The organism is Streptomyces changchenzhani, from assembly GCF_039766235.1.
Classification (GTDB): domain Bacteria; phylum Actinomycetota; class Actinomycetes; order Streptomycetales; family Streptomycetaceae; genus Streptomyces.
In genome coordinates this window covers 136,049-156,390 of record NZ_JBDHNH010000006.1, presented here as the reverse complement: position 1 = coordinate 156,390, position 20,342 = coordinate 136,049, and the positions used below count along the sequence as shown (strand labels likewise).

Sequence of the window (20,342 nt, the reverse complement as noted above, 5' to 3'; positions counted from 1 at the left end):
GTGGGCGGCACTCGCAACTATGCTCCCTTTTCTGCCTGTTCGCGTATCTTGCCCGCCAGTTGCGGCGGCATCGGTTCATGCCGGGCGTAGCTGCGGCTGAACCGGCCGGTGCCGTGCGAGACCGACCGCAGGTCGACGGCGTACCGCCCGATCTCGATCTCCGGGACCTCGGCCCGCACGAGCGTACGACCGTGTCCCGCCTGCTCGGTTCCGACCACTCGGCCGCGGCGGCCCGACAGGTCGCTCATCACCGGGCCGACGTAGTGGTCGGGCACCAGCACCAGCACCTCGGCGACCGGTTCCAGCAGATTGATCCTCGCGTCGGCCGCCGCCTCGCGCATCGCCAGCGCGCCCGCCGTCTGGAACGCCGCGTCCGACGAGTCGACCGAGTGCGCCTTTCCGTCGAGCAGAGTGATGCGTACGTCCACGAGCGGATAGCCCGCCGCGATGCCGCGCCCGGCCTGCGCGCGCACTCCCTTCTCCACTGACGGGATGAACTGACGTGGTACCGATCCGCCCACGACCTTGTCGACGAATTCGATTCCGGTGCCGGGGGGCAGCGGTTCGACCGCGATCTCGCAGATCGCGTACTGGCCGTGCCCGCCGGACTGCTTCACGTGCCGACCCCGGCCCGTCGACCTCGCGCCGAAGGTCTCGCGCAGCGACACCTTGTGGGGTACGGCGTCGACCTGGACGCCGTAGCGGCTGCGCAGCCGCTCAAGGGCGACGTCGCGGTGGGCTTCGCCCAGGCACCACAGCACCAGCTGACGGGTGTCCTGGTTCTGCTCCAGACGCATCGTCGGGTCCTCGGCGACCAGCCGCGAAAGGCCCTGGGAGAGCTTGTCCTCGTCCGGTTTGCTGTGCGCCTCGATGGCCAGCGGCAGCAGCGGGTCGGGCATGCTCCAGGGCTCCATCAGCAGCGGGTTGTCCTTGGCGGACAGGGTGTCGCCGGTTTCGGCGCGGGCCAGTTTCGCGACGCACGCGATGTCGCCCGCGATGCAGTGGCTGAGGGTGCGCTGCTGTTTGCCGAACGGGGAGGAGAGCGCGCCGATCCGCTCGTCGACATCGTGGTCCTCGTGGCCGCGGTCGGTGAGGCCGTGCCCCGACACATGCACGATTTCGTCCGGGCGCAGCGTCCCGGAGAAGACCCGGACCAGGCTGACCCGGCCGACATAGGGGTCGGACGCAGTCTTCACCACTTCGGCCACCAGCGGCCCCTGCGGATCGCAGGTGACCGGCGGGCGGGCGTCGCCCTGCGGGGTGGTGACCTCGGGCGCCTCGCCCTCCAGCGGGGTCGGGAAGCCGCCGGTGATCAGTTCGAGCAGCTCGATCGTGCCCAGGCCCTCGCGGGCCCCCTCGGGCGCGGGCGCGGCGGCCAGCACCGGATGGAAGGTGCCGCGCGCGACGGCCCGCTCCAGGTCGTCGACGAGCGTCTTGTAGTCGATCTCCTCGCCGTCGAGATAGCGGTCCATGAGGGTCTCGTCCTCGCTCTCGGCGATGATCCCCTCGATGAGCCGGTTGCGGGCCTCCTCGATCCGCGGCAGCTGGTCCTCGCCCGGTGGGGTCTCCTTGCGCTCCCCGGAGGAGTAGTCGAAGACCCGCTGCGAGAGCAGCCCGACCAGTCCGTCGACCGGGGCGTGCCCGTCGGCTCCCCTGGCTCCGTACAGCGGGATGTACAGCGGCAGTACGGCGTCGGGGTCGTCGCCGCCGAAGGCCTGCGCGCAGACCCGCGTCATGGCGTCGAAGTCGGACCTGGCCGCTTCGAGGTGGGTGACGACGATGGCCCGCGGCATTCCCACCGCGGCGCACTCCTCCCACACCATCCGGGTCGCGCCGTCCACGCCGTCCGACGCGGAGACAACGAAGAGGGCCGCGTCCGCTGCCCGCAGACCGGCCCTCAGCTCCCCGACGAAGTCGGCGTATCCGGGAGTGTCCAGCAGATTGATCTTGATGCCACCCCATTCGACGGGGACCAGCGACAGCTGGACCGACCGACCTTGCCGGTGTTCGATCTCGTCGTAGTCGGAGACGGTCGCGCCGTCCTCCACCCGACCCGCCCGGTTGACCGCTCGCGCTGCCAGCGCGAGGGCCTCGACCAGGGTCGTCTTTCCCGATCCGCTGTGGCCGACCAGCACCACGTTCCTGATGGATGACGGCCGGTCGGCCGCCGTTGCCCTGCCGGCGGCCCCGGAGTGTGCGTTCGCCTTGTCGCCCATGAACCTTGCCTCCCTGTTCCGTGCACGGTGAGGACAGAGGGCGCGGACCTGTCGGGAGCCGCAGCGGCGTGGCGGCACCGGTGACGCCCGCGGTCTTTTGAGCTTTCCACTCGGGTCGCGGTGCGTCCATACGTCGTACGCGATCGTCGGCCGGCCGGTGCCCCGGCGGTGGAGCCGCGCGGTCGTGGCTACGATGGGCCAGCCGGTGGCCACAGGGGCCGCACCGGCCACCGACCGTCGGGAAGGCCATGCTGAACAAGTACGCGCGTGCATTCTTCACGCGTGTCCTCACACCGTTTGCTGCATTTCTGCTCCGGCGCGGGGTGAGCCCGGACGCGGTCACCCTCATCGGGACGGCCGGAGTGATGGCGGGCGCGCTGGTCTTCTTCCCCAGGGGAGAGTTCTTCTGGGGCACGATCGTCATCACGCTCTTCGTCTTCTCCGACCTCGTCGACGGCAACATGGCGCGCCAGGCCGGTGTTTCGAGCCGCTGGGGCGCCTTCCTCGACTCCACGCTCGACCGGGTCGCCGATTCCACCGTCTTCGGCGGGATCGCGCTCTGGTACGCGGGCTCGGGCGACAACAACGTGCTGTGCGCCGTCGCCATCTTCTGCCTGGCCAGCGGCCAGGTCGTCTCCTACACCAAGGCACGCGGCGAATCGATCGGCCTGCCGGTCGCCGTCAACGGTCTGGTGGAGCGGGCCGAGCGGCTCGTCATCACCCTCGTCGCCGCCGGTCTCGCGGGGCTGCACGACTTCGGGGTGCCGGGCATCGACATCCTGCTGCCGATCGCCCTGTGGGCCGTCGCCGTGGGCAGTCTGGTGACCCTCGGGCAGCGGGTCGTGACCGTGCGCCGGGAGTCCGCGGAGGCGGACTCCGCGAGCGGGAGCGAGGCGACGTCATGAGTGGTCTGAGCGCCGCGAAGGAGCGGCTGGTCGGTTCGCTGTACGGGCTCGGCTGGGCCACCGTGAAGAAGCTTCCCGAGCCGGTGTCCGTCGCCCTCGGGCGCAAGATCGCCGACACGGCGTGGAAGCGACGCGGCAAGAGCGTGCTGCGGCTGGAGTCCAACCTCGCCCGGGTAGTGCCCGACGCGAGCCCCGAGCACCTGCTCGCGCTGTCCCGGGCCGGTATGCGCTCGTACATGCGCTACTGGATGGAGTCATTCCGGCTGCCTGCCTGGAGCAAGCAGCGGATCGGCACCGATGTGCAAATCAAGGATGTCCACCACCTTGAGGACGGCCTCGCGGCCGGCCGGGGCGTGGTCGTCGCACTGCCGCACCTGGCCAACTGGGACCTGGCGGGCGCCTGGGCCACCACCCAGGTCGGCGTGCCCTTCACCACGGTCGCCGAGCGCCTCAAGCCCGAGACGCTCTACGACCGGTTCGTCGCCTACCGCGAGGGTCTCGGCATGGAGGTCCTCCCGCACACCGGCGGCAGCGCCTTCGGGACGCTCGCCCGGCGGCTGCGGTCGGGCGGTCTGGTCTGCCTGGTCGCGGACCGGGACCTGTCCTCATCGGGCGTGGAGGTGAAGTTCTTCGGCGAGAGCGCGCGGATGCCCGCAGGACCGGCGATGCTCGCCCAGCACACCGGCGCGGCGCTGCTGCCTGTCACTCTCTGGTACGACGGAACGATCATGCGTGGCCGGATTCACCCCCCGGTGGCAGTACCCGAAATTGGTACCCGGGCGGAGAAGACGTCCGGAATGACGCAGGCGGTGGCCGATGTATTCGCCACCGGAATCGCCGAGCACCCGGAGGACTGGCACATGCTGCAACGACTGTGGCTCGCGGACCTGTCCGAGGAGGGCTCCGACAAGGGTCCCGGCGGGGAGCGCGAGTGAAGATCGGCATCGTCTGCCCGTACTCGTGGGACGTACCGGGCGGCGTCCAATTCCACATCCGCGACCTCGCCGAGCACCTCATCGGGCTCGGCCACGAGGTCTCCGTGCTGGCTCCCGCCGACGACGAGACCGTGGTGCCGCCGTACGTCGTGGCGGCCGGCCGGGCCATTCCGGTGCGGTACAACGGCGCGGTGGCCCGGATGAACTTCGGCTTCCTGGCCGCGGCACGGGTACGGCGCTGGCTGCACGACGGCACGTTCGACGTGCTGCACATCCACGAGCCGACCACACCCTCGCTCGCGCTGCTGAGCTGCTGGGCGGCGCGGGGACCGATCGTCGCGACGTTCCACACGTCCAACCCGCGGGCGCGGCTGCTGGCCGCCGCGTACCCGATGCTCCAGCCCGCGCTGGAGAAGATCAGCGCCCGGATCGCGGTGAGCGAGTACGCGCGACGGACTCTGGTGGAGCACCTCGGTGGGGACGCGGTCGTCATCCCCAACGGTGTTGATGTCGACTTCTTCGCGAAGGCCGAGCCCAAGGCCGAGTGGCAGGGGCAGACCATCGGGTTCGTCGGCCGCATCGACGAACCGCGCAAGGGGCTGCCCGTCCTGATGAGGGCGCTCCCCAAGATCCTCGCGGAGCGGCCGGCCACGCGGCTGCTGATCGCAGGGCGCGGTGACGAGGAGGAAGCGGTTGCCTCGCTGCCCAAGGAGATGCGTTCGCGCGTCGAGTTCCTCGGGATGGTGAGCGACGAGGACAAGGCGCGGCTGCTGCGCAGCGTCGACCTGTACATCGCGCCCAACACCGGCGGCGAGAGCTTCGGCATCATCCTGGTGGAGGCGATGTCGGCGGGCGCGCCGGTGCTCGCGAGCGACCTGGACGCCTTCGCGCAGGTCCTGGACCAGGGCGCGGCGGGCGAACTGTTCGCCAACGAGGACGAGGACGCGCTGGCTTCGGCCGCCGTACGCCTACTGGGTGACCCGCAGCGGCTCGCGGAGCTCCGGGAGCGGGGCGCGGTGCATGTGCGCCGCTTCGACTGGCTGACGGTCGCAGCGGACATCCTGGCGGTGTACGAGACGGTGACCGACGGGGCGGCTTCGGTCGTGGCCACGGACGAGCGACCAGGACTCCGGTCCCGCTTCGGCCTGGCCCGGGACTGACCACCGGCGGTGGGGCACGGGAACCCCGCCGCCCCGCGTGACCGCGGTGGCGGGGTGCGGCACCGGCCGCTGCGTATGCCGGTTGCGAGGGTCTCGGGAGGCTGCCGCACCCGGGCCCGTGCTCCGCCCGGAGGCCACACCGGCGCCCTCCCCGGGCGCCGGGACCGCCCGGCCGGGCGGGGGCCCGCCGCGTCCCGGTAGCGTTGCGGCCTGTGACCGCAACTCTGATCTGGATCGTCGTAGCCCTCTTCGCGATTGGGCTCTACCTCAGCTGGACCGCAGGCCGCCTCGACCGCCTGCATGCCCGTATCGACGCTTCGCGTGCCGGGCTCGACGCCCAGCTGCTGCGCCGCGCCTCGGTCACCCAGGAGCTGGCCACCTCCGGCGTGCTCGACCCGGCCGCCTCGATCGTCCTCCATCAGGCCGCGCACGCCGCCCGGCAGGCGGAGGAGGATCAGCGCGAGGTCGCGGAGAGCGAGCTCAGCCAGGCGCTGCGGGCGGTCTTCGGCGAGACGGCGCAGATGGAAGCCATCAAGGAAGTGCCCGGTGGCGAAGAGGCCGCCGGTGAGCTGGCCGCGGCCGTTCGCCGCGTCCCGATGGCCCGGCGCTTCCTCAACGACACCGTCGGCTCCGCCAGGGCGCTGCGCCGCCACCGCACGGTCCGCTGGCTCCGGCTGGCCGGCCACGCGCCCTTCCCCCTCGCCTTCGAGATGGACGACGAGCCGCCGGTGGCGCTCGCGGACAGGCCCGGCACGTAGGCAGGCCCGGCACGTAGGTCCGTCACGTAGGTCCGGCTCATGGCCCGGTACGTAGCCAAAACGATCCACCGGGTACCTATTGGCTCTTGCAGTGGACTGGTCGGCCGGGGTTGTCTCGGGGTGCAGGAACCGCGGTGCAGTAATCCGCAGTGCAGAAACTCCCGCTATTTTTTCACCGAGTGAGGTCGACCGTGTCCAGCACCAACACCCCCCAGGCCCCCGAGACCGGCACCGCGCGCGTCAAGCGCGGCATGGCCGAGCAGCTCAAGGGCGGCGTCATCATGGACGTCGTCAATGCCGAGCAGGCCAAGATCGCCGAGGACGCGGGCGCCGTGGCGGTCATGGCGCTGGAGCGCGTACCCGCCGACATCCGCAAGGACGGCGGCGTGGCCCGGATGTCCGACCCGAACATGATCGAAGAGATCATCGAGGCCGTGTCGATCCCCGTCATGGCCAAGTCCCGGATCGGCCACTTCGTCGAGGCCCAGGTCCTGCAGTCCCTCGGTGTCGACTACATCGACGAGTCCGAGGTCCTGACCCCGGCCGACGAGGTCAACCACGCCGACAAGTTCGCCTTCACGACCCCGTTCGTGTGTGGCGCCACCAACCTGGGTGAGGCCCTGCGTCGTATCACCGAGGGCGCGGCCATGATCCGCTCCAAGGGTGAGGCCGGCACCGGCAACGTCGTCGAGGCCGTCCGCCACCTGCGCCAGATCAAGAACGAGATCGCCAAGCTGCGCGGCTACGACAACAACGAGCTGTACGCCGCAGCCAAGGAGCTGCGCGCCTCCTACGAACTGGTGAAGGAAGTCGCCGAGCTCGGCAAGCTCCCGGTCGTCCTCTTCTCCGCGGGCGGCGTGGCCACCCCCGCCGACGCTGCGCTGATGCGCCAGCTCGGCGCCGAGGGCGTCTTCGTCGGCTCCGGCATCTTCAAGTCCGGCGACCCGGCCAAGCGCGCCGCCGCCATCGTGAAGGCCACCACCTTCTACGACGACCCGAAGATCATCGCTGAGGCGTCGCGGAACCTGGGCGAGGCCATGGTCGGCATCAACTGCGACACCCTCCCCGAGTCCGAGCGCTACGCGAACCGTGGCTGGTAGTCCCTGATGCGCAGCAACCCTGTGATCGGCGTCCTGGCTCTCCAGGGCGACGTACAGGAGCACCTGATCGCCCTGGCCGTGGCCGACGCCACGGCCAGGCCGGTCCGGCGCCCCGAAGAACTCGCCGAGCTCGACGGTCTGGTGATCCCCGGCGGCGAGTCCACCACCATGTCCAAGCTGGCCGCCCTGTTCGGGATGCGGGAGCCGCTGCGTGAGCGCATCGCGGGCGGGCTGCCGGTCTACGGCACCTGCGCCGGGCTGATCATGCTGGCCGACAAGATCCTCGACCCGCGCTCCGAGCAGGAGACGTTCGGCGGCATCGACATGATTGTGCGCCGCAACGCCTTCGGACGGCAGAACGAATCGTTCGAGGCGTCCGTCGACGTCGCGGGCATCGAAGGCGGCCCCGTCGAGGGCGTCTTCATCCGCGCCCCGTGGGTGGAGTCGGTCGGCGCCGAGGTCGAGGTGCTCGCCGAGCACAACGGTCACATCGTCGCCGTAAGGCAGGGCAACGCCCTCGCGACGTCGTTCCACCCCGAACTGACGGGCGACCACCGGGTGCACCACCTGTTTACCGACATGGTCCTGGCCGTACGCTGACGGGATCCCGGTAGGATCTCTGCCGAACGCAGCAGAATTGGTGACGCGAAGGAGACAGGCGGATGTCCGGCCACTCTAAATGGGCTACGACGAAGCACAAGAAGGCCGTGATCGATGCCAAGCGCGGCAAGCTCTTCGCGAAGCTGATCAAGAACATCGAGGTCGCGGCGCGCACCGGTGGCATCGACCCCGAGGGCAACCCGACGCTCGTCGATGCCGTTCAGAAGGCGAAGAAGAGCTCCGTCCCGAACAAGAACATCGACTCCGCGGTCAAGCGCGGCGGCGGTCTTGAAGCGGGCGGTGTCGACTACCAGACGATCATGTACGAGGGGTACGGCCCGAGCGGTGTCGCGGTGCTCATCGAGTGCCTCACCGACAACCGCAACCGCGCGGCCTCCGACGTACGGGTCGCCATGACCCGCAACGGCGGCTCGATGGCCGACCCCGGTTCGGTCTCGTACCTCTTCCACCGCAAGGGCATCGTGATCGTCCCCAAGGGCGACCAGTCCGAGGACGACGTCCTCGGCGCTGTCCTGGAAGCGGGCGCCGAGGAGGTCAACGACCTCGGTGAGTCCTTCGAGGTGCTCAGCGAGGCCACCGACCTGGTCGCGGTCCGTACCGCGCTCCAGGCCGCCGGTATCGACTACGACTCGGCGGACGCCAGCTTCGTGCCGACCATGCAGGTCGAGCTCGACGAGGACGGCGCGCGGAAGATCTTCAAGCTGATCGACGCGCTGGAGGACAGCGACGACGTGCAGAACGTCTTCGCCAACTTCGACGTCTCGGACGAAGTCATGGAGAAGGTCGACGCCTGACCCCTCTCCACAGGGGAATCGCACGCAGCGGCGGCGGGTCGACGGGACACACCCGTCGGCCCGCCGCTTTGTCACTGGTAGCCGATAGCCTGCACAAACAGGTGATCGAAGGGAGGGGTGGCGTGCGTGTGCTGGGCGTGGACCCGGGGTTGACCCGGTGCGGTGTCGGTGTGGTCGAAGGTGTCGCGGGCCGTCCCCTGAAGATGCTCGGGGTCGGTGTCGTGCGTACGTCGGCGGACGCGGAGCTGGGGGACCGGCTGGTGGCCATCGAGTGCGGAATCGAGCAGTGGCTCGACGAATATCAGCCACAATTCGTCGCCGTGGAGCGGGTGTTCAGCCAACACAACGTGAGTACGGTCATGGGCACCGCCCAGGCCAGCGCGATCGCGATGCTCTGCGCCGCCCGCCGCGGCCTGCCCGTCGCACTGCACACACCCAGCGAGGTCAAGGCGGCGGTCACCGGCAGCGGCCGGGCCGACAAGGCCCAGGTCGGCGCGATGGTGACCCGGCTGCTGCGGCTCGACGCGCCCCCCAAGCCGGCCGACGCCGCCGACGCCCTCGCGCTCGCCATCTGCCACATCTGGCGCGCCCCCGCGCTCACCCGACTCCAGCAGGCGCATGCCGCAGCCCGCGCGCCCCGCATCCCCGTACGGAAGGCCACGCGATGATCGCGTTTGTCAGCGGCCAGGTAGCCGCACTCTCCCCGAACACCGCCGTCATCGAGGTCGGCGGCATCGGCATGGCCGTCCAGTGCGCGCCCAACACGCTGTCCACCCTGCGCATGGGCCAGGAGGCGAGACTCGCGACCTCCCTGGTCGTACGGGAGGACTCCCTCACCCTCTACGGCTTCGTCGACGACGACGAGCGCCAGGTCTTCGAGCTGCTCCAGACCGCGAGCGGCGTCGGCCCGCGGCTGGCCCAGGCCATGCTCGCTGTGCACTCGCCGGACGCCCTGCGCCTCGCCGTGTCGACCGCCGACGAAAGGGCGCTCACCGCCGTGCCGGGCATCGGCAAGAAGGGCGCGCAGAAGCTCCTCATCGAGCTCAAGGACCGCCTCGGCGCCCCGCTCGGCACCGGCGGGCACCTCGGCGCCCAGCGCATCGCGACCGGCCCCGCCCCGTGGGGCGAGCAGCTGCAGGCCGCCCTGGTCGGCCTCGGCTACGCCTCACGCGAGGCCGAAGAGGCGGTGGCCGCGGTCGCGCCGCAGGCCGAGGCCGCGCTCGCCGAGGGCGTCCAGCCTCCCGTACCGCAGCTGCTGCGCGCCGCACTCCAGACCCTCAACCGCGCCCGCTGACCGAGAGATCCACACTCATGAACTGGGACGAGACCGGACCCGAGACCGACCAGCGCCTGGTCGACTCCGGCACCGACGGCGAGGAGCAGGCCGTCGAGGCCGCGCTGCGCCCCAAGGACCTCGACGAGTTCGTGGGCCAGGAAAAGGTCCGTGAGCAGCTCGACCTGGTCCTGCGGGCGGCCAGGGCGCGCGGCGCCACCGCGGACCATGTGCTGCTCTCCGGCGCCCCGGGACTCGGCAAAACCACACTCTCGATGATCATCGCGGCGGAGATGAACGCGCCGATCCGCATCAGCTCAGGACCCGCCATCCAGCACGCGGGTGACCTCGCCGCGATCCTCTCCTCCCTCCAGGAGGGCGAGGTCTTCTTCCTCGACGAGATCCACCGGATGTCCCGCCCGGCGGAAGAAATGCTCTACATGGCGATGGAGGACTACCGGGTCGACGTCATCGTCGGCAAGGGCCCCGGCGCCACCGCCATCCCCCTCGAACTGCCGCCTTTCACCCTCGTCGGCGCCACCACCAGGGCCGGCCTGCTGCCGCCCCCGCTGCGCGACCGTTTCGGCTTCACCGCGCACATGGAGTTCTACGAGCCGTCCGAGCTGGAGCGTGTCATCCACCGCTCCGCGCGCCTCCTCGACGTGGAGATCGACACGGAGGGCGCCGCCGAGATCGCTGGACGCTCCCGCGGCACCCCCCGTATCGCCAACCGCCTGCTGCGCCGCGTCCGGGACTACGCCCAGGTCAAGGCCGACGGCTTCATCGTCAGGGACATCGCCAGGGCCGCCCTGAAGGTGTACGAGGTCGACCACCGCGGCCTCGACCGCCTGGACCGCGCGGTCCTGATCGCGCTGCTCAAGCTCTTCGGCGGCGGCCCGGTGGGCCTGTCCACGCTGGCGGTGGCGGTGGGGGAGGAGCGCGAGACGGTCGAAGAGGTGGCCGAGCCGTTCCTCGTACGGGAAGGGCTGCTGGCCCGCACCCCGCGCGGGCGGGTGGCGACACCCGCGGCCTGGGCGCATCTGGGGCTCGTACCGCCGCAGCAGGGGCAGGGCGGAAGCGGACAACCGGGCCTCTTCAGGGCGTGACGGCGCGGAGGGTGGCCGGGGCAGGAACCACGGTGCCATGCTGGGCGTTGTTCCATTGATGCGGACTCGCTTAGACTCCGCCGATGCCGCCCTTCCAGGTCGGCACGCCCACCCCCGTATATCAGGCCGTCCATCTGTGCGGTCGTGCGAAGGAAGTTCCGTCCCGTGAGTATCGTGACCCTCCTCCCCTTCATCGTGCTCATCGGGGCCATGTTCCTGATGACCCGGTCCGCCAAGAAGAAGCAGCAGGCGGCTGCGCAGATGCGCAACGAGATGCAGCCCGGCACCGGCATCCGGACGATCGGTGGCATGTACGCCACCGTCAAGGAGGTGCACGACGACACGATCCTCCTTGAGGTCGCACCCGGCGTGCACGCCCTCTACGCGAAGAACTCGGTCGGTGCGGTCCTCTCCGACGAGGAGTACAACCGCATCGTCCACGGCGACCCCGACATCGAGGCCGAGAGCCCGGTCGTGCCGGACGACGCTTCCTCGCTGACCGACTCCTCGGACGACGACGTCGCGCACATCGACCTCAGCAAGAAGCCCGAGACGGACGACGCCGAAGCGGTCGCGGTCACCGACCAGCCGGTCACCGACGAGCCGGCCGTCGACGAGCCGAAGGACAAGAAGGCCGACGGCGAGAGCGACGCGAAGAAGTAGTCACGTAGGGGGACCGTGGAGCGCCCACCGGCGTACCCCGGTCCCCGGATCGTGTCGACTTCCGCGGGGCAGGGCCTCACACACTTCGTGGCCGCCCGAGCGCTCACCCAGCGCGGGGCGGTTGGACAGGGAGAAACGAAAAGGTGGCAGCACCGAAGAAGGGCCGTAGGCCCGCGGGGGCTCCGGGCAAGCCAGGGCGCGCCCTGGCTCTGATCTTGATCATCCTGGTCGTGCTCACCGGCGGCATGCTCTGGTCCGGCCACACCAAGCCGCGCCTGGGCATCGACCTCGCCGGCGGTACGAGCATCACGCTCAAGGCCCAGAGCGAGCCCGGCAAGCCCAACGCGGTCAACAAGACCAACATGGACACTGCCGTCAGCATCATCGAAAGCCGTGTCAATGGTCTGGGTGTTTCCGAGGCCGAGGTACAGACCCAGGGCACCGACAACATTGTTGTCAACATCCCCAAGGGATCCAACGAGCGACAGGCCCGGGAGCAGGTCGGTACCACCGCTCAGCTCTACTTCCGGCCCGTGCTGACGCTCGACGCCGGTGTTCCCGCGCCCAAGCCCTCGGGCAGCCCGTCCCCGGGCGCCACGGCCGGCGACAAGGACAAGGCCCCCGACAAGGACAAGGCCACGGACGGCAAGTCCACGCCCTCCGCGACCCCGACGTCCCAGGGCCGCGCCGTCACCGACGCGCTCAAGAAGGACGAGACGCCGTCCCCCAAGGCCAGCGGATCGAAGACCCCCGAGCCCTCCGGCACGCCCGCCGCGGACCCGGCGGCAGCGGAGCTCGGGAAGAAGTTCACCGCCCTGAACTGCGCCGACAAGGTCGCGCGGAGCAAGGCCGGTAAGGGCGTCAAGCCCGAGGACCCGACGCTCGCCTGTGGCAAGAACAGCCAGAACCAGTGGGAGAAGTACATCCTGGGTCCGGCCGCCGTCAACGGCAAGGACGTCGACGACGCCAGCGCCGAGCTGGACACCCAGCGCGGTGGCCAGTGGAAGGTGAACATGGAGTTCACCAGCGGCGGGTCCAAGAAGTTCTCGGACATCACCAGCAAGCTGTCGCAGCAGCAGCCCCCGCAGAACCAGTTCGCCATCGTCCTCGACGGTGAGGTCGTCTCGGCCCCCTCGGTCAACCAGACTCTGAGCGCCAACGCCGAGATCTCCGGCAGCTTCACCCAGGAGTCCGCCCAGGAGCTGGCGAACATCCTGTCGTACGGCGCGCTGCCGCTCACGTTCCACGAGGAGACCGTCACCACGGTCACCGCGGCGCTCGGCGGCGACCAGCTGGAAGCCGGTCTGATCGCCGGTGCGATCGGGCTGGTCCTCGTCATCATCTACCTGCTGGCGTACTACCGGGGCCTGGCGTTCGTCGCGATCGTGAGCCTCATCGTCTCGGCGATCCTCACCTACGCGATCATGACGCTGCTCGGTCCTGGCATCGGGTTCGCGCTGAACCTGCCCGCGGTGTGTGGTGCGATCGTTGCGATCGGTATCACCGCGGACTCGTTCATCGTCTACTTCGAACGCATCCGTGACGAGATCCGCGAGGGCCGCACCCTCAAGCCGGCCGTCGAGCGCGCCTGGCCGCGCGCCCGACGCACCATCCTGGTCTCGGACTTCGTGTCGTTCCTCGCCGCCGCGGTGCTGTTCGCCGTGACCGTCGGCAAGGTGCAGGGCTTCGCGTTCACTCTCGGCCTGACCACTCTGCTCGACGTGGTCGTGGTGTTCCTCTTCACCAAGCCGCTGATGACGCTGCTGGCCCGCACGGAGTTCTTCGGCCGGGGTCACCCGTGGTCCGGCCTGGACCCGAAGCGGCTCGGCGTCCAGCCCCCGCTTCGCCGTACCCGTCGCGCCTCCGCCCCCACCGACCCGAAGGAGGCCTGAGATGTCGCGACTCGGCAGCCTCGGCGCCCGGCTCTACCGCGGTGAGGTCGGTTACGACTTCGTCGGCAAGCGGATGATCTGGTACGGCCTTTCGATCCTGATCACCATCACGGCCATCGTCGGTCTGGCGGTGCGCGGCCTGACCATGGGCATCGAGTTCGAGGGCGGTGCCGTCTTCACCACGCCCAAGACGAGCCTGTCCGTCGCGAAGGTCCAGGAGGACGCCGAGAAGGCGTCCGGGCACGAAGTGATCGTCCAGGAGCTGGGCAACGGCGGCATGCGGATCCAGATCAGTGGTCTGGACACCGCCACCGCCACCCCGGTCCAGGACGCGCTCGCCAAGGACCTGGACGTCCCGGCCGACAAGATCAACGCCGAGCTGGTCGGCCCCAGTTGGGGTGAGCAGATCGCCAACAAGGCCTGGACCGGCCTCGCGATCTTCATGGTGCTGGTGGTGATCTATCTGGCCATCGCCTTCGAGTGGCGGATGGCCGTCGCCGCCCTCATCGCCCTGATCCACGACCTCACCATCACCGTCGGTGTGTACGCACTGGTGGGCTTCGAGGTCACACCGGGCACGGTGATCGGCCTGTTGACGATCCTTGGTTACTCCCTCTACGACACCGTCGTCGTCTTCGACGGACTCAAGGAGGGGTCCAAGGACATCACCAAGCAGACCCGCTGGACGTACAGCGAGATCGCCAACCGGAGCCTCAACGGCACGCTGGTGCGTTCCATCAACACCACCATCGTGGCGCTGCTCCCGGTGGCGGGCCTGCTGTTCATCGGTGGCGGTGTGCTCGGCGCGGGCATGCTCAACGACATCTCGCTCTCGCTGTTCGTCGGCCTCGCCGCCGGCGCGTACTCGTCGATCTTCATCGCCACTCCGCTCGTCGCCGACCTCAAGGAACGCGACCCGCAGATGAAGGCCCTGAAGAAGCGCGTGCTCGCCAAGCGGGCCGCCGCGGCGGCCAAGGGCGAGTCGGCCGAAGGTTCGGACCGGGCCGACGGCTCGGCCGAGCCACAGGACCGGGTCGAGGGTGACGCCGCGCCGGCCGGTGCGGTCGTCGGTCAGCGGCCCTCCGACCGCGGCCCCCGTGGTCGCGGCAAGCCCACGGGCAAGCGGCGATGACCAGCACCCAGGAGCTCCTGCTCAGCCGCATCCGGGACGTTCCGGACTATCCGAAGCCGGGCGTGATGTTCAAGGACATCACCCCCCTGCTCGCGGACCCGGAGGCGTTCACGGCCCTGACCGACGCCCTGGCGGAGCTGTGCGTACGGCACGGCGCCACCAAGGTCGTCGGCCTGGAGGCACGCGGCTTCATCCTGGCCGCGCCGGTCGCGATCCGCGCCGGCCTGGGATTCATCCCCGTGCGCAAGGCGGGGAAGCTGCCCGGGGCGACGCTCTCGCAGGTGTACGAGCTGGAGTACGGCACCGCCGAGATGGAGATCCACGCCGAGGACCTGGCCGCGGAGGACCGCGTCATGATCATTGACGACGTGCTCGCCACCGGCGGCACCGCCGGGGCCTCGCTGGAGCTCGTCCGGCGGGCCGGTGCCCAGGTGGCAGGCGTGGCCGTGCTCATGGAGCTCGGCTTCCTGAACGGCCGAGCCCGGCTGGAAGGGGCCCTCAAGGGGGCACCGCTGGAGACCCTGATCACCGTCTGACCTGCACTGATGTACGTAAGAGGCGGGCCCGGGGGCAATCCCGTGGCCCGCCTCTCACGTCCCCGCAGCCCCCGGCCCCGGGCGAAGGCGAAGCCAGGGATCGTTACCATGGGTTCTCCGGGCCTGACCGGGGGACCCGGATCCGCACGAGGAGCGCTCTTGCCAGACGAGGCCCAGCCACTCTCCCCCAGTGCCCGTCCGGGGGACCCCGCAGCCGCGCAGCCCGGCCCCAAGCAGGCCGACCGGGCCGCGGCAGGCCCGGTCACGCCCGCGGAGAGCGGCGCTCCCGCCGAGACCAGTGCCACGGAGCCCCCCAGGGCGATCGGGACGAGCGAGCCCTCCGGCGACACCGGTGCGGCGAAGGCCGCCGAGCCGGCCGCGAACGCCGACAGCGCCAAGGCCGCCGGGGCAACCCGGGCCGCCGAGCCCGCTAAGGCCGAGCCCGCCAAGGCCGAGCCCGCTAAGGCCGAGCCCGCGCCCCAGCAGCCCAAGGCCACCCCCGAGCAGGCCAGCGGCGTCACTCCCGCCTCCGACCCCAAGCCGGCCCAGGGCTCCGCCCCGCGCACCGGCGGCGGCTCGTCCAACCGCGTCCGGGCCAGGCTCGCCCGCCTCGGCGTACAGCGCACCAGCCCGTACAACCCGGTCCTGGAGCCGTTGCTGCGCATAGTGCGCAGCAACGACCCGAAGATCGAGACCACCACCCTGCGTCAGATCGAGCGGGCCTACCAGGTCGCCGAGCGCTGGCACCGGGGCCAGAAGCGCAAGAGCGGCGACCCGTACATCACCCACCCGCTGGCCGTCACCACCATTCTCGCCGAGCTCGGCATGGACCCGGCGACGCTGATGGCGGGCCTGCTGCACGACACCGTCGAGGACACCGAGTACGGCCTGGACACGCTGCGCCGCGACTTCGGCGACCAGGTGGCGCTGCTGGTCGACGGCGTCACCAAGCTGGACAAGGTCAAGTTCGGCGAGGCCGCACAGGCCGAGACCGTACGCAAAATGGTCGTCGCCATGGCCAAGGACCCGCGCGTCCTGGTCATCAAGCTCGCCGACCGGCTGCACAACATGCGCACCATGCGCTATCTCAAGCGGGAGAAGCAGGAGAAGAAGGCCCGCGAGACCCTTGAGATCTACGCGCCGCTGGCCCACCGCCTGGGCATGAACACCATCAAATGGGAGCTGGAGGACCTCGCCTTCGCGATCCTCTACCCCAAGATGTACGACGAGATCGTGCGGCTCGTCGCCGAGCGGGCGCCCAAGCGCGACGAGTACCTCGCCATAGTGACCGACGAGGTCCAGTCCGACCTGCGCGCCGCCCGCATCAAGGCCACCGTCACCGGGCGGCCCAAGCACTACTACAGCGTCTACCAGAAGATGATCGTGCGAGGCCGCGACTTCGCCGAGATCTACGACCTGGTGGGGATTCGTGTACTTGTCGACACGGTCCGCGACTGTTACGCCGCCCTCGGCACGGTGCACGCGCGATGGAATCCGGTCCCCGGCCGGTTCAAGGACTACATCGCGATGCCCAAGTTCAACATGTACCAGTCGCTGCACACGACCGTGATCGGGCCCAGCGGCAAGCCCGTCGAGCTGCAGATCCGTACGTTCGACATGCACCGCCGCGCCGAGTACGGCATCGCCGCGCACTGGAAGTACAAGCAGGAGCCTTCCGCCGGTGTCTCCAAGGTGCGTACCGACGTACCGAAGAACACCGGCCGGGGCCAGGACACGGTCAATGACATGGCCTGGCTGCGGCAGCTGCTCGACTGGCAGAAGGAGACCGAGGACCCCAGCGAGTTCCTGGAGTCCCTGCGCTTCGACCTCTCGCGCAACGAGGTCTTCGTCTTCACGCCCAAGGGCGATGTCATAGCGCTGCCGGCCGGCGCCACGTCCGTCGACTTCGCGTACGCCGTGCACACCGAGGTCGGCCACCGGACCATAGGGGCGCGGGTCAACGGGCGGCTCGTACCGCTCGAATCGACCCTCGACAACGGCGACCTGGTGGAGGTCTTCACCTCCAAGGCGGCGGGGGCCGGCCCGTCCCGCGACTGGCTGGGCTTCGTCAAGTCGCCGCGGGCCAGGAACAAGATCCGCGCGTGGTTCTCCAAGGAGCGCCGCGACGAGGCGATCGAGCAGGGCAAGGACGCCATCGCGCGGGCCATGCGCAAACAGAACATGCCGATCCAGCGCATCCTCACCGGCGACTCGCTCGTCACCCTCGCGCACGAGATGCGCTACAACGACATCTCCTCGCTGTACGCGGCGATCGGTGAAGGCCATGTCACCGCGCAGAGCATCGTGCAGAAACTGGTGCAGGCGCTCGGTGGCGAGGACGCCGCCAACGAGGACATCGCGGAGAGCTCGCCGCCCTCGCAGGGCCGCAGCAAGCGCCGGGCCAACGCCGACCCGGGCGTCGTGGTCAAGGGCGTCGACGACGTGTGGGTCAAGCTGGCCCGCTGCTGTACGCCGGTTCCCGGCGACCCCATCATTGGCTTCGTCACCCGGGGCAGCGGCGTATCGGTGCACCGCGCCGACTGCGTCAACGTCGACTCCCTGTCCAAGGAGCCCGAGCGCATGCTTGAGGTCGAATGGGCCCCGACCCAGTCCTCGGTGTTCCTGGTCGCCATCCAGGTGGAGGCGCTGGACCGGTCCCGGCTGCTCTCGGACGTCACCCGCGTCCTGTCCGACCAGCACGTCAACATCCTGTCGGCGGCCGTCCAGACGTCCCGCGACCGGGTGGCCACCTCGCGCTTCACCTTCGAGATGGGCGACCCCAAGCACCTCGGTCATGTCCTGAAGGCGGTCCGCGGTGTGGAGGGCGTCTACGACGTCTACCGCGTGACCTCGGCCCGCAGGCCGTAGGGCGGACAGCACATGAGGCGGCCCCGGTACGGATTTCCGTACCGGGGCCGCCTCATGCATGCGGGGGTTCGGCTGTTCAGCCGCCGAACTCCTCCAGGCCCTTGAGCGCCTGGTCGAGCAGCGCCTGGCGGCCTTCGAGCTCACGGGCGAGCTTGTCGGCCTTGGAGTTGTTGCCCGAGGCGCGGGCCGCGTCGATCTGCGTACGCAGCTTGTCGACGGCGTCCTGGAGCTGGCCGGTCAGACCCGCGGCGCGGGCACGCGCCTCAGGGTTCGTACGGCGCCACTCGGTCTCCTCGGTCTCCAGGAGAACCCGCTCCACCGCCTGCATCCGGCCCTCGACCTTCGGGCGGGCGTCACGCGGCACATGACCGATGGCCTCCCAGCGCTCGTTGAGGGAACGGAACGCGGCCCTGGCCGCCTTCAGGTCCTTCACCGGCATCAGCTTCTCGGCCTCGATCGCGAGCTCATCCTTGAGCTTGAGGTTCTCGGACTGCTCCGCGTCGCGCTCCGCGAAGACCTCGCTGCGCGCGGCGAAGAAGACATCCTGGGCGCCGCGGAAGCGGTTCCACAGATCGTCCTCGGCCTCGCGCTGGGCGCGGCCCGCGGCCTTCCACTCGGTCATCAGATCGCGATAGCGGGCCGCGGTCGTCACCCAGTCCGTGGAGCCGGACAGCGCCTCGGACTCGACGACCAGCTTCTCCTTGGCCTTACGGGCCTCTTCGCGCTGCGCGTCCAGCGAGGCGAAGTGGGCTTTGCGCCGCTTGGAGAACGCCGAGCGGGCATGCGAGAAGCGGTGCCACAGCTCGTCGTCGGACTTCCGGTCGAGCCTGGGCAGGCCCTTCCAGATGTCCACCAGCGCCCGCAGCCGCTCGCCGGCCGACCGCCACTGCTCGCTCTGCGCCAGCTCCTCGGCCTCGACGACCAGAGCCTCCTTGGCGTGCTTCGCCTCGTCGGTCTGCTTCGCCTTCTGGGCCTTGCGCTCCTCGCGGCGCGACTCGACCGTGTCGACGAGCGCGTCGAGGCGCTTGCTCAGCACGTCGAGGTCGCCGACCGCGTGATGCTCGACCACCTGCTGGCGCAGGTGGTCGATCGCGGTCTGCGCGTCCTTGGCCGACAGGTCGGTGGTCTTCACCCGCCGTTCGAGGAGGCCGATCTCGACAACCAGGCCCTCGTACTTGCGCTCGAAGTAGGCCAGGGCCTCCTCGGGAGAGCCCGCCTGCCAGGATCCGACGACCTTCTCGCCATCGGCCGTACGCACGTACACGGTGCCGGTCTCGTCGACACGGCCCCACGGGTCGCTGCTCACAGCGCCTCCTCCACATGATGCCTGTCAGGAGCGCGAAGACCCCCGGGCATCGTCCACAGTTTCTTTTCGCGGGTCACAGGCGCCCCGCACTCCGCCAACATAGGCGAACCGCAGGGCGGCTGTCCGCATCCCGCACTTCCGGATTTACTTGGTGACGGTCGCCTTGTCGATGACGACGGTCGCATTCGGCGCCCCGTCACCCTGACCGGTCGCCTCACCAGCACCAGCGATCTTCTTCAGCACGTCCTGACCACCCTTGATGGTGCCGAACGGCGTGTAGTTGGCAGGCAGTTTGCTGTCCTGGTACACGAGGAAGAACTGGCTGCCTCCGGTACCCGGGCCCGCGTTCGCCATCGCGACCGTGCCCGCCGGGTAGACGCCGCCCTTGAGCTTCGGGTCCTTCAGGTTCTCGTCGGGCAGCTTGTAGCCGGGCGTGCCCGAGCCCTGCGCGGTCGGGTCGCCGCACTGCAGGACGAAGATGCCGTTCGTCGTCAGCCGGTGGCACTTCGTGTGGTCGAAGTAGCCCTTGGATGCAAGAAAGTTGAAGGAGTTCACCGTGCGGGGCGCCTTCGCCGCGTCCAGGCCGAGCGTGATGTCACCACAGGTGGTCTGCAGCTTCATCGTGTACGCGGCGGACTTGTCGATGGTGAGCGCCGGCTCCTTCTTGTACGACAGCTTCTTGATCGCACCGGCCGCTGGCTTCTTGCAGGGGTCGGGGCCCTTCGAAGGCGACGCACTGGGCGTGGAATCGGCGACGGTGTCCTTGCTGTCGTCCTTCTTGTCGTCGCCCCCCAGGCTGCCGGTGGCGAACGCGGCGGCCCCGGCCGCCAGCACCACGGCGAGCGCCGAGGCGATCACGGCATTGCGCCGCCGCGACTTGCGCTTCGCCGCAGCGCGGCGCAGCTGCTGGCGTTCGAACTTTTCACGGGCGAGCTGCCGCCGCCGCTGATCGTTGTTGACCACCGGTGTCTCCTCGTACGTCTCGTCTGTCACTGCAGTCGGCCGACCTGAGCTTGCCCGTACCGTATATGGGTTACCTGTGGGATGAGCAGCGCCGGTAGGCTTTGATCCGCTGCC

General features: G+C 69.7%; 18 protein-coding genes. 15 read left to right on the top strand and 3 right to left on the bottom strand.

Going from position 1 to position 20,342, the window contains the following annotated elements:
- Positions 1–17 precede the first annotated feature (17 nt).
- A complete protein-coding gene (locus tag ABCR94_RS20200) occupies positions 18–2,216 on the bottom strand; it encodes an elongation factor G-like protein EF-G2 (RefSeq protein ID WP_347120943.1) in 2,199 nt (732 codons plus the stop codon).
- 248 nt (positions 2,217–2,464) lie between these two features.
- On the opposite strand from ABCR94_RS20200, the gene pgsA reads away from it, so the two are divergent.
- The 15 genes from pgsA (at position 2,465) to ABCR94_RS20125 (ending at position 17,959) form a co-directional block, all read left to right on the top strand.
- On the top strand, positions 2,465–3,121 hold the full coding sequence (pgsA, locus tag ABCR94_RS20195; protein WP_347120942.1) for a phosphatidylinositol phosphate synthase: 657 nt from the start codon (positions 2,465–2,467) through the stop codon (positions 3,119–3,121).
- A 5-nt stretch (positions 3,122–3,126) separates the two neighbouring features.
- Positions 3,127–4,056 (top strand): phosphatidylinositol mannoside acyltransferase, encoded by a 930-nt coding sequence (locus ABCR94_RS20190; RefSeq protein WP_347121366.1) that lies wholly within the window; start codon positions 3,127–3,129, stop codon positions 4,054–4,056.
- A complete protein-coding gene (locus tag ABCR94_RS20185; protein ID WP_347120941.1) occupies positions 4,053–5,216 on the top strand; it encodes a glycosyltransferase family 4 protein in 1,164 nt (387 codons plus the stop codon). Before ABCR94_RS20190 ends, ABCR94_RS20185 begins: the two co-directional genes overlap by 4 nt.
- A 212-nt stretch (positions 5,217–5,428) precedes the next feature.
- Positions 5,429–5,974 carry a hypothetical protein gene (locus ABCR94_RS20180; protein WP_347120940.1) on the top strand — a complete coding sequence of 182 codons (546 nt, stop codon included), beginning with the start codon at positions 5,429–5,431 and terminating at the stop codon, positions 5,972–5,974.
- Positions 5,975–6,165: 191 nt separating this feature from the next.
- Positions 6,166–7,074, top strand: a complete 909-nt coding sequence (pdxS, locus tag ABCR94_RS20175) for a pyridoxal 5'-phosphate synthase lyase subunit PdxS (protein ID WP_347120938.1) — start codon at positions 6,166–6,168, stop codon at positions 7,072–7,074.
- Between the two features lie 6 nt (positions 7,075–7,080).
- On the top strand, positions 7,081–7,674 hold the full coding sequence (gene pdxT, locus ABCR94_RS20170; RefSeq protein WP_347120937.1) for a pyridoxal 5'-phosphate synthase glutaminase subunit PdxT: 594 nt from the start codon (positions 7,081–7,083) through the stop codon (positions 7,672–7,674).
- Between the two features lie 62 nt (positions 7,675–7,736).
- Positions 7,737–8,489 (top strand): YebC/PmpR family DNA-binding transcriptional regulator, encoded by a 753-nt coding sequence (locus ABCR94_RS20165; RefSeq protein ID WP_347120936.1) that lies wholly within the window; start codon positions 7,737–7,739, stop codon positions 8,487–8,489.
- Between the two features lie 122 nt (positions 8,490–8,611).
- Positions 8,612–9,157: a crossover junction endodeoxyribonuclease RuvC gene (ruvC, locus tag ABCR94_RS20160; protein WP_347120935.1), complete on the top strand. Its 546-nt coding sequence runs from the start codon at positions 8,612–8,614 to the stop codon at positions 9,155–9,157.
- Entirely contained in the window at positions 9,154–9,783 is a 630-nt protein-coding gene (gene ruvA, locus ABCR94_RS20155) for a Holliday junction branch migration protein RuvA (RefSeq protein ID WP_347120933.1), read from the top strand. Before ruvC ends, ruvA begins: the two co-directional genes overlap by 4 nt.
- A 17-nt stretch (positions 9,784–9,800) precedes the next feature.
- A complete protein-coding gene (gene ruvB, locus ABCR94_RS20150) occupies positions 9,801–10,868 on the top strand; it encodes a Holliday junction branch migration DNA helicase RuvB (protein WP_347120931.1) in 1,068 nt (355 codons plus the stop codon).
- Positions 10,869–11,033: 165 nt separating this feature from the next.
- Positions 11,034–11,531 (top strand): preprotein translocase subunit YajC, encoded by a 498-nt coding sequence (gene yajC, locus ABCR94_RS20145; RefSeq protein WP_347120929.1) that lies wholly within the window; start codon positions 11,034–11,036, stop codon positions 11,529–11,531.
- Between the two features lie 143 nt (positions 11,532–11,674).
- A complete protein-coding gene (secD, locus tag ABCR94_RS20140; RefSeq protein WP_347120928.1) occupies positions 11,675–13,423 on the top strand; it encodes a protein translocase subunit SecD in 1,749 nt (582 codons plus the stop codon).
- 1 nt (position 13,424) lies between these two features.
- Positions 13,425–14,555: a protein translocase subunit SecF gene (secF, locus tag ABCR94_RS20135; protein WP_347120926.1), complete on the top strand. Its 1,131-nt coding sequence runs from the start codon at positions 13,425–13,427 to the stop codon at positions 14,553–14,555.
- Positions 14,552–15,091 carry an adenine phosphoribosyltransferase gene (locus tag ABCR94_RS20130; protein ID WP_347120924.1) on the top strand — a complete coding sequence of 180 codons (540 nt, stop codon included), beginning with the start codon at positions 14,552–14,554 and terminating at the stop codon, positions 15,089–15,091. The genes secF and ABCR94_RS20130 overlap by 4 nt, the downstream gene beginning before the upstream one ends.
- A 159-nt stretch (positions 15,092–15,250) precedes the next feature.
- Positions 15,251–17,959, top strand: coding sequence for a RelA/SpoT family protein (locus tag ABCR94_RS20125; protein ID WP_347120922.1), 2,709 nt, complete (start codon positions 15,251–15,253; stop codon positions 17,957–17,959).
- A 76-nt stretch (positions 17,960–18,035) separates the two neighbouring features.
- Here the strand turns inward: ABCR94_RS20125 and ABCR94_RS20120 are convergent, their stop codons facing one another.
- A complete protein-coding gene (locus ABCR94_RS20120; RefSeq protein ID WP_347120921.1) occupies positions 18,036–19,265 on the bottom strand; it encodes a DUF349 domain-containing protein in 1,230 nt (409 codons plus the stop codon).
- A 144-nt stretch (positions 19,266–19,409) separates the two neighbouring features.
- Complete coding sequence (locus tag ABCR94_RS20115; RefSeq protein WP_347121364.1) at positions 19,410–20,228, bottom strand: peptidylprolyl isomerase; 819 nt, start codon at positions 20,226–20,228, stop codon at positions 19,410–19,412.
- Positions 20,229–20,342 lie beyond the last annotated feature (114 nt).